Genomic DNA, 12407 nt, shown 5'->3' with positions numbered 1-12407 from the left:
CCGGGCCCTTGATCCGCACTTCCAGATTCTTCACGCCGTATTCCATCGCGACGCGGCCAGCCGACTCGGCTGCGACCTGAGCAGCGAACGGCGTCGATTTGCGCGAGCCCTTGAAGCCCTGACCGCCCGACGTCGCCCATGCCAGAGCGTTGCCTTGGCGATCGGTGATCGTGATGATCGTGTTGTTGAACGACGCGTGAACGTGAACCACGCCTTCAGCGACGTTCTTCTTAACCTTCTTGCGAACGCGTTGCGCCGCGGTGTTCGAAGCCTTAGCCATTACGTTTTCCTGTAACTGTCAGTTCCGCTTACTTCTTCAGCGCTTGCGCTGCACGACGCGGACCCTTGCGGGTACGTGCGTTCGTACGCGTACGCTGACCGCGCATCGGCAGGCCCTTGCGATGACGGACGCCGCGGTAGCAACCGAGGTCCATCAGGCGCTTGATGTTCATCGTCACTTCACGGCGCAGATCGCCTTCGACGACAAACTTGCCCACTTCTTCACGCAGCTTTTCCAGGTCTGCGTCGGTCAGATCCTTGACCTTCTTCGAAAAATCGACGCCAGCTGCCACGCAGATGCTGCGCGAACGGGTGCGGCCGACACCAAAGATAGCCGTCAGGCCAATCTCGGTGTGCTGGTGATTCGGGATGTTAACCCCTGCGATACGAGCCATTGTTTTTCCTCAAACAAAAAGCGCAAACAAACGCGCGGTCAGCCTTGGCGCTGCTTGTGGCGCGGATCCGAGCTGCAGATCACGCGAACGACGCCTTTGCGCTTGATGATCTTGCAATTGCGGCAAATGCGCTTAACCGATGCCATCACTTTCATGATAATACCCTTTTTTCAAATCACTTCGCCCGGAACACGATCCGCGCACGAGACAGATCGTAAGGCGTCAACTCAACCGTCACCTTGTCGCCGGGCAGAATGCGGATGTAGTGCATCCGCATCTTTCCGGAAATATGCCCCAACACGACATGGCCGTTTTCCAGCTTCACACGGAAGGTCGCATTCGGGAGGTTTTCAATCACCTCACCCTGCATCTGGATTACATCGTCTTTGGCCATAGTCCTTTCAACGCATCGGGATGTTGCCGCCCTTGAAGTTAGCCTTCTTGAGCAGTGACTCATACTGTTGCGACATAACGTACGACTGCACCTGCGCCATAAAGTCCATCGTGACGACGACAATGATCAGCAGCGACGTTCCACCAAAATAAAACGGCACGTTCCAGCGCAGCACCAGGAATTCCGGCAGCAGACACACGAAGACGATGTAGATCGCACCGGCCAGCGTCAGACGCGTGAGGATGCGGTCGATATATCGTGCGGTCTGATCGCCCGGACGAATGCCCGGAACAAACGCGCCGCTCTTCTTCAGGTTGTCCGCGGTCTCCCTGCTGTTGAACACCAGTGCGGTGTAGAAGAAGCAGAAAAACACGATTGCCAGCGTGTACAGCAGCACATAGACCGGCTGGCCCGGCTTCAGCGCTTCCGCAACGTTATGCAACGTATTGGAAATCCAGCTTCCCGTCGGCTGACCGGTACTGAACCAGCCGAGAATCGTTGCCGGGAACAGAATGATCGACGATGCAAAGATCGGCGGAATCACGCCCGACATGTTCAGCTTCAGCGGCAGATGCGACGACTGCCCACCGTAGATCTTGTTGCCGACCTGGCGCTTCGCGTAGTTCACGAGGATCTTGCGCTGACCGCGTTCGATGAACACGACCAGGTAAGTCACCGCGGCGATCAGAACGACGATGATGATCGCCGAAATGATGCTCATCGAACCCGTACGCACCAGCTCGAACAACCCACCCACGGCATTCGGGAATCCTGCTGCGATCCCGCCGAAGATGATGATCGAGATACCGTTGCCCAGACCACGCTCGGTAATCTGCTCGCCGAGCCACATCAGGAACATCGTGCCCGTCACCAGCGTCACGACCGTCGTCAGACGGAACAGCATGCCGGGATCGGTGACGAGGCCCGGCTGGTTTTCCAGCGCGGCCGCGATACCGAATGCCTGGAAGGTCGCGAGCACCACGGTGAAATACCGCGTGTACTGCGTGATCTTCCGTTGCCCTGCCTGCCCTTCCTTCTTCAGCGCCTCGAGCTGCGGCGAAACGATCGCCAGCAACTGCATGATGATCGACGCCGAGATGTACGGCATGATCCCCAGCGCAAAGATCGTGAAGCGGGACAGTGCGCCACCCGAGAACATGTTGAACATGCCCAGGATGCCGCCCGCCTGGCTCTGGAACAGCTTAGCCAGTTGATCCGGATCGATGCCCGGCACGGGAATGTGCGCGCCGATGCGATAGACGATCAGCGCCAGGAGCAGGAACATCGCTCGCCGGCGCAGATCGCCGAATTTCGCCGTGCTTCGACCGGGTTTTGCAAGACTCGGGCTGTTAGCCAAGTACCTTCTCCGATGAATGCAAGTGACGACGCGCTACGCGTGTCACTCGGCGAACGAACCGCCAGCCGCTTCGATCGCAGCGCGCGCACCCTTGGTGGCACCGAGACCCTTCACGACGATCTTGCGCTTCAGTTCGCCCGTCGCGATGATCTTTGCGCTCTTCGTCAGCTCGCCGACCAGGCCGGCTTGCTTCAGTGCGAGCAGATCGATCTCGTCGACCGGCAGCTTCTCGAGGTCGCTCAGGCGCACTTCACCGACGAATTCCTTCGTCAGCGACGTGAAGCCGCGCTTCGGCAGACGACGTTGCAGCGGCATCTGACCGCCTTCGAAACCGACTTTGTGGAAGCCGCCCGAACGCGATTTCTGACCCTTGTGACCACGGCCAGCCGTCTTGCCGAGGCCCGAACCGATGCCACGACCGACGCGACGCTTGGCGTGCTTTGCACCAGCGGCCGGCTTCAGGTTATTCAATTCCATATCAACTCCTTGATCCGTAGGGCCGCTTACGCGATGACCTTAACGAGGTACGAGACCTTGTTGATCATGCCGCGGACCGCCGGCGTGTCCTGCAGCTCGCTAACCGAATTGAGTCGGCGCAGGCCCAGGCCACGCACGGTCGCGCGGTGCGATTCGCGGGTCCCGATCAGGCTCTTGACGAGCTGAACCTTGACAGTTTTTTCAGACATGGTGACCACCCGGGCTTAGCCCAAAATATCTTCGACGGACTTGCCGCGCTTCGCCGCGATGTCTGCCGGGGTCGACTGCTTGCGCAGACCGTCCAGCGTGGCGCGAACGAGGTTGTACGGGTTCGTCGAACCGTGGCTCTTCGCCACGACGTTCTGAACGCCCATCACGTCGAACACTGCGCGCATCGGGCCGCCGGCGATCACGCCCGTACCTGCCTTCGCCGGAGCGAGGAGGACAGCGGATGCGCCATGCTTGCCGTGCACTTCGTGCTGCAGCGTGCCGTTCTTGAGCGGCACCTTGAACATGTTGCGGCGAGCTTGTTCCATTGCCTTCTGGACAGCGACCGGCACTTCCTTCGCCTTGCCCTTGCCCATACCGATGCGGCCATCACCATCGCCAACCACGGTCAGTGCGGCGAAGCCGAGAATACGGCCACCCTTCACGACCTTGGTCACGCGATTGACCGAAATCATCTTTTCGCGAAGGCCGTCGTCGCGCTCGTCAGCCTGAACTTTCGCTTGCATCTTTGCCATGACGAATTCCTTCCTTAGAACTTGAGCCCAGCTTCGCGAGCTGCCTCAGCCAGCGCCTTGACGCGGCCGTGGTAGCGGAAGCCCGAGCGGTCGAAGGCGACGGATTCGATGCCGGCAGCCTTTGCCTTTTCGGCAATACGCTTGCCGATCAGCGTCGCGGCATTGACGTTGCCGCCCTTGCCCGACTTGTCGGCCAGTTCTGCGCGCACTTCTGCCTCGAGCGTCGACGCGCTGGCGAGCACCTTGGTGCCGCACGGCGAGAACACTTGAGCGTAGATGTGCGTGTTCGTGCGATGCACGGCGAGACGCGCGACCTGCAGCTCAGCGATCTTGATACGCGTCTGGCGAGCGCGGCGCAGGCGAGATTGAGTCTTATCCATGATTGCGCACCCTTACTTCTTCTTCGTTTCTTTGAGGATCACAACCTCGTCGGCATAACGCACGCCCTTGCCCTTGTAGGGCTCCGGCGGACGGTAACCGCGGACTTCCGCAGCCACTTGACCGACTTGTTGCTTGTTGATCCCCTTGATCACGATTTCGGTTTGCGTCGGGGTTTCAGCCTTGACGCCTTCCGGCATCTGGTGCACCACCGGGTGCGAGAAACCCAGCGACAGGTTCAGCTTGTCGCCTTGCGCTTGCGCACGGTAACCGACGCCAACCAGCGTCAGCTTGCGCTCGAAACCCTTGGTCACGCCGTGCACGGCATTCGCGATGATCGCGCGCATCGTGCCCGACAGTGCATTTGCTTCGCGGCTTTCGTCGACCGGCGACAGATTCAGCGTGCCGTCGTTGTTCGCCACGTTCACGAGCGGATTGATCGCTTGCGTGATGGTGCCCAGCGGGCCCTTGACGGTGATTGCACCGTCGGCCAGCTTGACTTCCGCGCCTTGCAGCGCGATCGGGCTCTTACCTACTCGAGACATGTTTCTCTCTCCTCGGCTTTAAGCGACGTAGCAGATGACTTCGCCGCCGACGCCGGTAGCGCGCGCCTTGCGGTCGGTCATCACGCCCTTCGGCGTCGACACGATTGCCACACCGAGGCCATTCATGACCTGCGGAATGTCGTTACGGCCGCGGTACACGCGCAGACCAGGCTTCGACACGCGCTCGAGGCGTTCGATGACCGGGCGACCTGCGTAGTACTTCAGCGCGATATTCAGTTCGGACTTCGCACCTTCCGCCTTCACGGCGAAATCGTCGATATAGCCTTCGTCCTTCAGGACTTGCGCGATTGCAACCTTGACCTTCGACGAGGGCATCGCGACCGATACCTTCTCGACCATCTGCGCGTTGCGGATGCGAGTCAGCATATCGGCGATAGGATCACTCATGCTCATTTACGTTTCTCCTATTACCAGCTCGCCTTGGTCAGGCCAGGAATCTCGCCACGGAATGCGATTTCACGAATCTTGTTACGCGCGAGGCCGAATTTACGGAACGTGCCACGCGGACGGCCCGTGATCGCGCAGCGGTTACGCTGGCGGGTCGGGTTTGCGTTGCGGGGCAGTTGCTGCAGCTCCAGGCGTGCTTCGTAGCGCTCTTCTTCCGACTTGCTTTGGTCTTCGACGATCGCCTTCAGCGCTTCGCGCTTTGCTGCGAACTTCGCGACCAGGCGGGCGCGCTTCTTTTCACGTTCGATCAGTGCCAGTTTAGCCACGGTAACCTCAGTTTCTGAACGGGAACTTGAAGCTGGCGAGCAGAGCCTTTGCTTCGTCGTCGGTCTTCGCAGTCGTCGTGATGCTGATGTTCAGCCCACGCAGTGCGTCGATCTTGTCGTAATCGATTTCGGGGAAAATGATCTGCTCTTTCACACCGATGTTGTAGTTGCCACGGCCATCGAAAGCACGACCCGACACACCGCGGAAGTCACGCACGCGGGGCAGGGCAACCGTCACGAAACGGTCGAGGAATTCGTACATCGCCTGGCCACGCAGCGTCACCATCGCGCCGATGGGGTAACCCTGGCGGATCTTGAAGCCTGCGATTGCCTTGCGAGCCTTCGTGACGACCGGCTTCTGGCCGGCGATCTTCGTGAGGTCGCCAACGGCGTTCTCGATGATCTTCTTGTCAGCGATCGCTTCGCCAAGACCCATGTTCAGCGTGATCTTGGTGATGCGCGGCACTTCCATGACCGACTTGTAACCGAACTTCTCGATCAGGCCGGGCACAACCTTTTCTTTGTAAAACTCTTGAAAACGAGCCATTTTTTACTCCGCTGCGTCAGGCGCTCAGTACGGCACCGGTCGTCTTCAGGAAGCGAACCTTCTTGCCTTCCTCGACCTTGATGCCAACACGCGACGCCTTGCCATTCGCGTCGACCAGTGCGACGTTCGAAATATGCAGGGGCATCGTCTTCGCTTCCACGCCGCCCGTCGTACCCTTCATCGGGTTCGGCTTCACATGCTTCTTGACGAGGTTGATACCTTCAACCGTCACATGTTCAGCACCGACAGCCAGCACGACGCCGCGCTTGCCCTTGTCCTTGCCAGTGACGACGATGACTTCGTCACCTTTGCGAATCTTGTTCATCGCGACTCCTTACAGCACTTCCGGCGCCAGCGAAACGATCTTCATGAATCGTTCGCTACGCAGCTCACGCGTCACCGGCCCGAAGATACGGGTGCCGATCGGCTCGAGCTTGTTATTCAAAAGCACAGCGGCGTTGCCGTCGAACTTGATCAGCGAGCCGTCTTGACGGCGCACGCCCTTGGCGGTGCGAACCACCACGGCGTTGTAGATTTCGCCTTTCTTCACGCGCCCGCGCGGCGTTGCCTCTTTGACGCTCACCTTGATGATGTCGCCAATGCCGGCATAACGACGCTTCGAGCCGCCGAGCACCTTGATGCACAGGACTTCACGTGCACCCGTGTTGTCGGCTACTTCGAGCCGAGATTCGGTCTGGATCATGGTTTGTCTTTCCCAACTTAATCCGGATGCACCACCATGATGCATTCGGTCAGTCTTGGTCCCGTCAGCCAATCGGCTGCTTGGGTTGGAACAGCAGCGACGGCAAACGAAACCCGCCATCGCAATTCGGTGAATCTTTCGGACAGGCTGGCGCCAGTCCGCTTCCCCCACCAACTTCGCCCGCGACGGGGCTCCCATAAAGAGGGAAGACCAGGATTATAACAAATAATCCTGGTCCCGCAAGCAAAAACTTTGCGATTTCAAGCACTTCGTGGAGAAGTGCCTGTTACTGCCTACTGCACTGCCCGCTTAGATGACGCGAGCGGCTTCGACGAGGCGCGACACCGTCCAGGCCTTCGTCTTCGAAACAGGACGCGTTTCCTGGATTTCGACGAGATCGCCTTCGTTGTAGGTGTTCGCTTCATCGTGCGCGTGGTACTTCTTCGAACGCACGACATACTTGCCGTAGATCGGGTGCTTGACGCGGTGCTCGATCAGCACGGTGACGGTCTTGTCCATCTTGTTGCTGACGACCCGACCGACCAGCGTCCGCTTCAGCGAGGTTTTCACGCTATCGTTCATTTCTGGTTCGCCTTCTGAGTCATGACGGTCCGCACACGTGCGATGTCGCGACGAACCTTCTTCAGCTGGCTCGTGTTCGTGAGCTGCTGGGTCGCGAGTTGCATGCGCAGGCCGAATTGCGCCTTCAGCAGGTCCGCCAGCTCCTTGTTGAGCGCGGCCTGGTCTTTCTGGAGAAGTTCGGAAGCCTTCATGTTTTCTCCTTAGGCGCCGAGCTGGCGCACGATGAATGCCGTCTTGAGCGGCAGCTTGGCTGCGGCCAGACGGAACGCTTCGCGTGCCAGTTCTTCGGTTACGCCGTCCATTTCATAGAGCATCTTGCCCGGCTGAATCTCGGCGACGTAGTACTCCGGGTTACCCTTACCGTTACCCATACGCACTTCGGCCGGCTTCTGCGAAATCGGCTTGTCCGGGAAGATCCGGATCCAGATGCGGCCGCCACGCTTGATGTGACGCGTCATTGCACGACGCGCCGCTTCAATCTGACGTGCGGTCAAACGACCGCGACCGATCGCCTTCAGGCCGAATTCACCGAACGACACTGCGTTGCCGCGCGTCGCCTTACCGGTGTTACGACCCTTCTGCTCTTTACGATACTTTCTGCGTTTCGGTTGCAGCATCGTTATTCTCCAGTCTTGCCGTCTTCGGGCTTGCCGGCGCCGCGGCGCGGTGCGCCACGACGAGCACCCGGAGCGCCGCCTTCGCCATCACGGCGCGGACGACGGTCGCCCGGACGCGCATTGCGACGCGGACGCTTGTCTTCGGCTACTTCTTCCACCACCGGTGCGTCGTTGCGGCCGAGCGTATCGCCCTTGTAGACCCACACCTTGACGCCGATGATCCCGTAAGTCGTCTTCGCTTCCGAAGTCGCGTAGTCGATATCAGCACGCAGCGTATGAAGCGGCACGCGACCTTCGCGATACCACTCCGTACGAGCGATTTCGATACCGTTCAGACGGCCTGCGCTCATGATCTTGATGCCTTGGGCACCCAGACGCATCGCGTTCTGCATCGCACGCTTCATCGCGCGACGGAACATGATCCGGCGCTCGAGCTGTTGCGTGATCGAGTCAGCGATCAGCTGAGCATCGGTTTCCGGCTTGCGGATTTCTTCGATGTTGACGTGAACCGGCACGCCCATGCGGCGTTGCAGTTCCGTCTTCAGCTGTTCGATATCCTCGCCCTTCTTGCCGATGACCACGCCCGGACGCGAGCTGTAAATCGTGATGCGCGCGTTCTTCGCCGGACGCTCGATGACGACCCGACCGACCGAAGCGTTCTTCAGCTTCTTCTTCAGGTATTCACGAACACCGATGTCTTCCTGCAGCATCGCCGCGAAATTGTTGTTGTTCGCGTACCAACGCGAAGCCCAATTGCGGCTGACAGCCAGGCGGAAGCCAGTCGGATGAATTTTCTGTCCCATCGTATGGCTCCTTAATTCCCGACCGTCACAGTGATGTGACAGGATTGCTTCTCGATGCGGTTACCGCGGCCCTTGGCGCGCGCGGTGAAACGCTTGAGCGATGCAGCCTTGTCGACGTAGATGCTCTTGATCTTGAGCTCGTCGATATCAGCGCCTTCGTTGTGCTCCGCATTCGCGATTGCCGACAGCACAACCTTCTTCACGATGCCAGCCGCCTTCTTCGGCGAGAACGTCAGAACGTTCAGCGCCTTGTCGACCGGCAAACCGCGGATCTGGTCAGCCACAAGGCGCGTTTTCTGCGCCGAGATGCGGGCACCGCGATGAATTGCTTTCACTTCCATCTTGATTGCCCCTTATTTCTTGGCCTTCTTGTCGGCTGCGTGACCCTTGAACGTACGGGTCAGTGCGAACTCGCCAAGCTTGTGGCCGACCATGTTTTCCGAGATGTACACCGGAACGTGTTGACGGCCGTTGTGAACAGCGATCGTCAGGCCGATGAAATCCGGCAGAATCGTCGAGCGACGCGACCAGGTCTTGATCGGCTTTTTGTCGCGCGAAGCTGCAGCCGCCTCAACTTTCTTCAGCAAATGGGCGTCGCAGAACGGACCTTTTTTAACAGAACGTGCCATTGCCTACTCCTTAACGCTTGTGACGGCGCTGGACGATCATCGTCGTCGTGCGCTTGTTGCTGCGGGTGCGGTAACCCTTAGCCGGCGTACCCCACGGGCTCACCGGGTCGCGACCTGCAGCCGTCTTGCCCTCACCACCACCGTGCGGGTGATCAACCGGGTTCATCGCAACGCCACGCACCGTCGGGCGGATACCGCGCCAGCGGTTCGCGCCAGCCTTGCCGATCTGGCGCAGGCTATGCTCTTCGTTGCCGACTTCACCGATCGTTGCACGGCACTCGATGTGCACGCGGCGGATTTCGCCCGAACGCAGACGAACCTGCGCGTAGACGCCTTCGCGCGCCAGCAGCATGGCCGACGTGCCAGCCGAACGCGCCATTTGCGCGCCCTTGCCCGGCAGCATCTCGATGCAGTGGATCGTCGTACCGACCGGAATGTTGCGGATCGGCAGCGTGTTGCCTGCACGGATCGGCGCTTCCGAACCCGACATCAGCTGTTGGCCGACGGTCAGGCCCTTCGGGGCGATGATGTAGCGACGTTCGCCGTCTGCGTAGAGCACCAGCGCGATGTTCGCGCTGCGGTTCGGGTCGTACTCGAGACGCTCGACCTTTGCCGGGATGCCATCCTTCGTGCGACGGAAATCGACGATACGATAGTGTTGCTTGTGACCACCACCCTTGTGACGCGTGGTGATACGACCGTTGTTGTTACGGCCGGCGGTCGAGCTCTGCGAGTCGAGCAGTGCCGCGAACGGCTTGCCCTGGTGCAGGTTCTTGTTGACCACCTTGACCATCGCGCGGCGACCCGGCGATGTCGGCTTAACTTTAACGATTGCCATGATTACTTGGCCTCCGCTTCAAAGTTGATTTCCTGGCCGGGCTTCAGGCAAACGTACGCCTTCTTCACGTCCTTGCGGCGGCCCATCGAACGGCCGAAGCGCTTTTGCTTGCCCTTCTGAACCAGCACGTTGACCGAATCAACTTCAACCTTGAACAGCAGCTCGACAGCCGCCTTCACTTCCTGCTTCGTGGCATCCGGTGCGACTTCGAACACGACTTGCTCGTTCTTGTCGGCAACCAGCGTCGCCTTTTCCGAGATCACCGGTGCGAGCAGGACCTGCATCAAACGATGATCGTTCTTGCGAATCTCGCTCATGACAGCAACTCCTCGATCTGGGCGACCGCAGCCTTCGTGACCAGCACTTTCTTGAAGTAGATCAGCGACAGCGGGTCAGCGTAGCGCGGCTCGACAATCGCCACGTGCGGCAGGTTGCGCGAAGCCAGGTACAGGTTCTCGTCGACCGTGTCGGTGATGATCAGCACGGAGTCGAGACCCATGGTCTTGAATTTGTCGGCCAGCAGCTTGGTCTTCGGCGCTTCGAGGATGATGTCCTCGACGACCGACAGACGGCCTTCACGGGCCAGCTGCGAGAAGATCGAGCAGAGACCTGCACGATGCATCTTCTTGTTGACCTTGTGCGAGAAGTTTTCTTCCGGCGAATTCGGGAAGATACGACCACCGCCACGCCACAGCGGGCTCGACGACATACCGGCACGAGCGCGGCCCGTACCCTTCTGGCGCCACGGCTTCTTGGTCGTGTGCTTGACTTGCTCACGGTCCTTCTGTGCGCGGTTACCCTGGCGAGCATTCGCCTGGTAAGCGACGACGACCTGGTGGATCAGCGCTTCGTTGTAGTCACGACCGAACACGACGTCCGATGCGTTGACCACTGCACCTTCCTGACCATTTTCGTTCAGGAGCTTGAGTTCCATTATTTCGCCCCCTTGGTCTTGACGGCCGGCGTCACGAAGACCTTGCCGCCCTTCGCGCCCGGAATCGCACCCTTCACGAGCAGCAGCTTGCGCTCTGCGTCGATACGAGCGATTTCGAGGTTCTGCACCGTCACCGTCACGTCACCCATGTGACCCGTCATGCGTTTACCCGGGAAAACACGACCCGGATCCTGCGCCATACCGATCGAGCCCGGCACGTTGTGCGAGCGCGAGTTACCGTGCGTGGCACGGCCGGAGGAGAAGTTGTAACGCTTGATCGTACCGGCGTAGCCCTTACCGATCGACACGCCTTGCACGTCGACCTTCTGGCCCACTTCGAAAAGATCTGCACCGACCACGGCGCCATTCGACAGCTCGGCTGCCTTGGCCGCGTCAATGCGGAATTCCTTGAGGATTTCACCGGCTTCGACACCGGCTTTGGCGAGATGACCTGCCAGCGGCTTCGTCACGCGCGATGCGCGGCGGGAGCCGAATGCAACCTGCACGGCCGTGTAGCCGTCGGTTTCAACAGTCTTGATCTGCGTCACGCGGTTGTCCGACACGTCCAGCACGGTGACGGGAATCGAATCCCCTTCAGCCGTGAAGATACGGGTCATGCCAACCTTGCGACCTACGAGTCCAAGGCTCATCATTTTCTCCATTCCCGACTGCGATTGGTCGGGGCTGATTTACAAAATGCCGGGCACGCAAGGCCCAACTTTTTTACGCGAATACGCGAAAAGCCAAGCAGTATAGCCCGACTTTTCGATTTCCGCAAGCAATACAAAGACTTAGCACCGACCGGCGCTGGAAGCCTTACTGCAGCTTGATTTCCACGTCGACGCCAGCCGGCAGGTCGAGCTTCATCAGCGCGTCAACGGTCTTGTCCGTCGGGTCGACGATGTCCATCAGGCGCTGGTGGGTACGGATTTCGAGCTGATCGCGCGACGTCTTGTTGACGTGCGGCGAACGCAGGATGTCAAAACGCTGAATGCGCGTCGGCAGCGGCACCGGGCCACGGACGATTGCGCCAGTCCGCTTCGCGGTATCGACGATTTCGGCAGCCGATTGATCGATCAGACGATAGTCGAATGCCTTCAGGCGAATGCGGATTTTCTGTTGCTGCATGACAATTCCTTGAAAAGAGCGAGGCGATGTTGCATCGCCGGACACTAAAAGAACGTGAAACATGACGCCAGCGGGGAGCGAAGCATCAGGTTCCGGACAGTACTTCCACTGCTAAGCCCGCGATTCTACACGAAATTCTGAAGCAGTGTTGCGTGTTTCTTGGTGCGCGCAACGCGCCGCCGGAAAAACAAAACCGGGCGCCAGCGCAAGCTGGGCACCCGGTTTCGACGGTACAACCGCGTACCGCGGGAATCGCGGACCCCGTCGGGATCCGCGGATCGTCGATATTACTCGATGATCTTGGCGACGACGCCGGCGCCGACC

At 59.5% G+C, this 12407-nt stretch carries 26 protein-coding genes; all 26 read right to left on the bottom strand.

Features of this window, described 5'->3' with window-relative positions:
- On the bottom strand, positions 1 to 280 hold a 280-nt coding region (gene rpsK, locus AP428_RS14980; protein WP_054928277.1), incomplete at its 3' end, for a 30S ribosomal protein S11.
- A 28-nt stretch (positions 281 to 308) separates the two neighbouring features.
- Positions 309 to 674, bottom strand: coding sequence for a 30S ribosomal protein S13 (gene rpsM, locus AP428_RS14975; RefSeq protein ID WP_006477178.1), 366 nt, complete (start codon positions 672 to 674; stop codon positions 309 to 311).
- Positions 675 to 712: 38 nt separating this feature from the next.
- Positions 713 to 829, bottom strand: coding sequence for a 50S ribosomal protein L36 (gene rpmJ / locus AP428_RS14970; RefSeq protein WP_004199844.1), 117 nt, complete (start codon positions 827 to 829; stop codon positions 713 to 715).
- A gap of 20 nt (positions 830 to 849) precedes the next feature.
- A complete protein-coding gene (infA, locus tag AP428_RS14965) occupies positions 850 to 1068 on the bottom strand; it encodes a translation initiation factor IF-1 (RefSeq protein WP_004521905.1) in 219 nt (72 codons plus the stop codon).
- Between the two features lie 7 nt (positions 1069 to 1075).
- Positions 1076 to 2425: a preprotein translocase subunit SecY gene (gene secY / locus AP428_RS14960; RefSeq protein ID WP_006482915.1), complete on the bottom strand. Its 1350-nt coding sequence runs from the start codon at positions 2423 to 2425 to the stop codon at positions 1076 to 1078.
- Between the two features lie 42 nt (positions 2426 to 2467).
- Complete coding sequence (gene rplO / locus AP428_RS14955; protein ID WP_006477180.1) at positions 2468 to 2902, bottom strand: 50S ribosomal protein L15; 435 nt, start codon at positions 2900 to 2902, stop codon at positions 2468 to 2470.
- Between the two features lie 26 nt (positions 2903 to 2928).
- Positions 2929 to 3111, bottom strand: coding sequence for a 50S ribosomal protein L30 (gene rpmD / locus AP428_RS14950; RefSeq protein WP_006400644.1), 183 nt, complete (start codon positions 3109 to 3111; stop codon positions 2929 to 2931).
- A 15-nt stretch (positions 3112 to 3126) separates the two neighbouring features.
- Positions 3127 to 3645, bottom strand: a complete 519-nt coding sequence (gene rpsE, locus AP428_RS14945; protein ID WP_006752931.1) for a 30S ribosomal protein S5 — start codon at positions 3643 to 3645, stop codon at positions 3127 to 3129.
- Between the two features lie 14 nt (positions 3646 to 3659).
- Complete coding sequence (rplR, locus tag AP428_RS14940; RefSeq protein WP_006477183.1) at positions 3660 to 4025, bottom strand: 50S ribosomal protein L18; 366 nt, start codon at positions 4023 to 4025, stop codon at positions 3660 to 3662.
- Between the two features lie 12 nt (positions 4026 to 4037).
- Positions 4038 to 4568 carry a 50S ribosomal protein L6 gene (gene rplF, locus AP428_RS14935; RefSeq protein WP_006477184.1) on the bottom strand — a complete coding sequence of 177 codons (531 nt, stop codon included), beginning with the start codon at positions 4566 to 4568 and terminating at the stop codon, positions 4038 to 4040.
- A gap of 18 nt (positions 4569 to 4586) precedes the next feature.
- Positions 4587 to 4982 (bottom strand): 30S ribosomal protein S8, encoded by a 396-nt coding sequence (rpsH, locus tag AP428_RS14930; protein WP_006477185.1) that lies wholly within the window; start codon positions 4980 to 4982, stop codon positions 4587 to 4589.
- A gap of 14 nt (positions 4983 to 4996) precedes the next feature.
- Positions 4997 to 5302, bottom strand: a complete 306-nt coding sequence (rpsN, locus tag AP428_RS14925; RefSeq protein ID WP_006482884.1) for a 30S ribosomal protein S14 — start codon at positions 5300 to 5302, stop codon at positions 4997 to 4999.
- A 7-nt stretch (positions 5303 to 5309) separates the two neighbouring features.
- Positions 5310 to 5849 carry a 50S ribosomal protein L5 gene (gene rplE, locus AP428_RS14920; RefSeq protein WP_006477186.1) on the bottom strand — a complete coding sequence of 180 codons (540 nt, stop codon included), beginning with the start codon at positions 5847 to 5849 and terminating at the stop codon, positions 5310 to 5312.
- Between the two features lie 16 nt (positions 5850 to 5865).
- The gene (gene rplX, locus AP428_RS14915) at positions 5866 to 6174 is read right to left on the bottom strand and encodes a 50S ribosomal protein L24 (protein ID WP_006477187.1); all 309 of its coding nucleotides are present in this window, start codon (positions 6172 to 6174) and stop codon (positions 5866 to 5868) included.
- A gap of 9 nt (positions 6175 to 6183) precedes the next feature.
- The gene (gene rplN, locus AP428_RS14910; protein ID WP_006482918.1) at positions 6184 to 6552 is read right to left on the bottom strand and encodes a 50S ribosomal protein L14; all 369 of its coding nucleotides are present in this window, start codon (positions 6550 to 6552) and stop codon (positions 6184 to 6186) included.
- 309 nt (positions 6553 to 6861) lie between these two features.
- Positions 6862 to 7134, bottom strand: a complete 273-nt coding sequence (gene rpsQ, locus AP428_RS14905) for a 30S ribosomal protein S17 (protein WP_006477189.1) — start codon at positions 7132 to 7134, stop codon at positions 6862 to 6864.
- On the bottom strand, positions 7131 to 7325 hold the full coding sequence (gene rpmC / locus AP428_RS14900; protein ID WP_006400652.1) for a 50S ribosomal protein L29: 195 nt from the start codon (positions 7323 to 7325) through the stop codon (positions 7131 to 7133). Before rpmC ends, rpsQ begins: the two co-directional genes overlap by 4 nt.
- A gap of 9 nt (positions 7326 to 7334) precedes the next feature.
- Positions 7335 to 7751, bottom strand: coding sequence for a 50S ribosomal protein L16 (rplP, locus tag AP428_RS14895; protein ID WP_006482873.1), 417 nt, complete (start codon positions 7749 to 7751; stop codon positions 7335 to 7337).
- A gap of 2 nt (positions 7752 to 7753) precedes the next feature.
- Complete coding sequence (gene rpsC, locus AP428_RS14890) at positions 7754 to 8554, bottom strand: 30S ribosomal protein S3 (protein WP_006482899.1); 801 nt, start codon at positions 8552 to 8554, stop codon at positions 7754 to 7756.
- An 11-nt stretch (positions 8555 to 8565) separates the two neighbouring features.
- Positions 8566 to 8895, bottom strand: coding sequence for a 50S ribosomal protein L22 (gene rplV / locus AP428_RS14885; RefSeq protein WP_004199272.1), 330 nt, complete (start codon positions 8893 to 8895; stop codon positions 8566 to 8568).
- Positions 8896 to 8907: 12 nt separating this feature from the next.
- On the bottom strand, positions 8908 to 9183 hold the full coding sequence (rpsS, locus tag AP428_RS14880; protein WP_004199273.1) for a 30S ribosomal protein S19: 276 nt from the start codon (positions 9181 to 9183) through the stop codon (positions 8908 to 8910).
- A 10-nt stretch (positions 9184 to 9193) separates the two neighbouring features.
- Positions 9194 to 10021, bottom strand: a complete 828-nt coding sequence (gene rplB, locus AP428_RS14875) for a 50S ribosomal protein L2 (protein WP_006482900.1) — start codon at positions 10019 to 10021, stop codon at positions 9194 to 9196.
- 2 nt (positions 10022 to 10023) lie between these two features.
- A complete protein-coding gene (gene rplW, locus AP428_RS14870) occupies positions 10024 to 10338 on the bottom strand; it encodes a 50S ribosomal protein L23 (protein ID WP_004199275.1) in 315 nt (104 codons plus the stop codon).
- Positions 10335 to 10955 carry a 50S ribosomal protein L4 gene (gene rplD / locus AP428_RS14865; protein WP_006477192.1) on the bottom strand — a complete coding sequence of 207 codons (621 nt, stop codon included), beginning with the start codon at positions 10953 to 10955 and terminating at the stop codon, positions 10335 to 10337. The genes rplW and rplD overlap by 4 nt, the downstream gene beginning before the upstream one ends.
- Positions 10955 to 11605, bottom strand: a complete 651-nt coding sequence (gene rplC, locus AP428_RS14860) for a 50S ribosomal protein L3 (protein ID WP_006482922.1) — start codon at positions 11603 to 11605, stop codon at positions 10955 to 10957. The genes rplD and rplC overlap by 1 nt, the downstream gene beginning before the upstream one ends.
- 166 nt (positions 11606 to 11771) lie before the next feature.
- The gene (rpsJ, locus tag AP428_RS14855; RefSeq protein ID WP_004199280.1) at positions 11772 to 12083 is read right to left on the bottom strand and encodes a 30S ribosomal protein S10; all 312 of its coding nucleotides are present in this window, start codon (positions 12081 to 12083) and stop codon (positions 11772 to 11774) included.
- Positions 12084 to 12407 lie beyond the last annotated feature (324 nt).

The sequence above is a fragment of the Burkholderia sp. E168m22 genome, assembly GCF_001319805.1.
Classification (GTDB): Bacteria; Pseudomonadota; Gammaproteobacteria; order Burkholderiales; family Burkholderiaceae; genus Burkholderia; species Burkholderia orbicola.
Note: the sequence above shows the minus strand (reverse complement) of the source record. Positions and strands in the feature narration are given on the sequence as shown.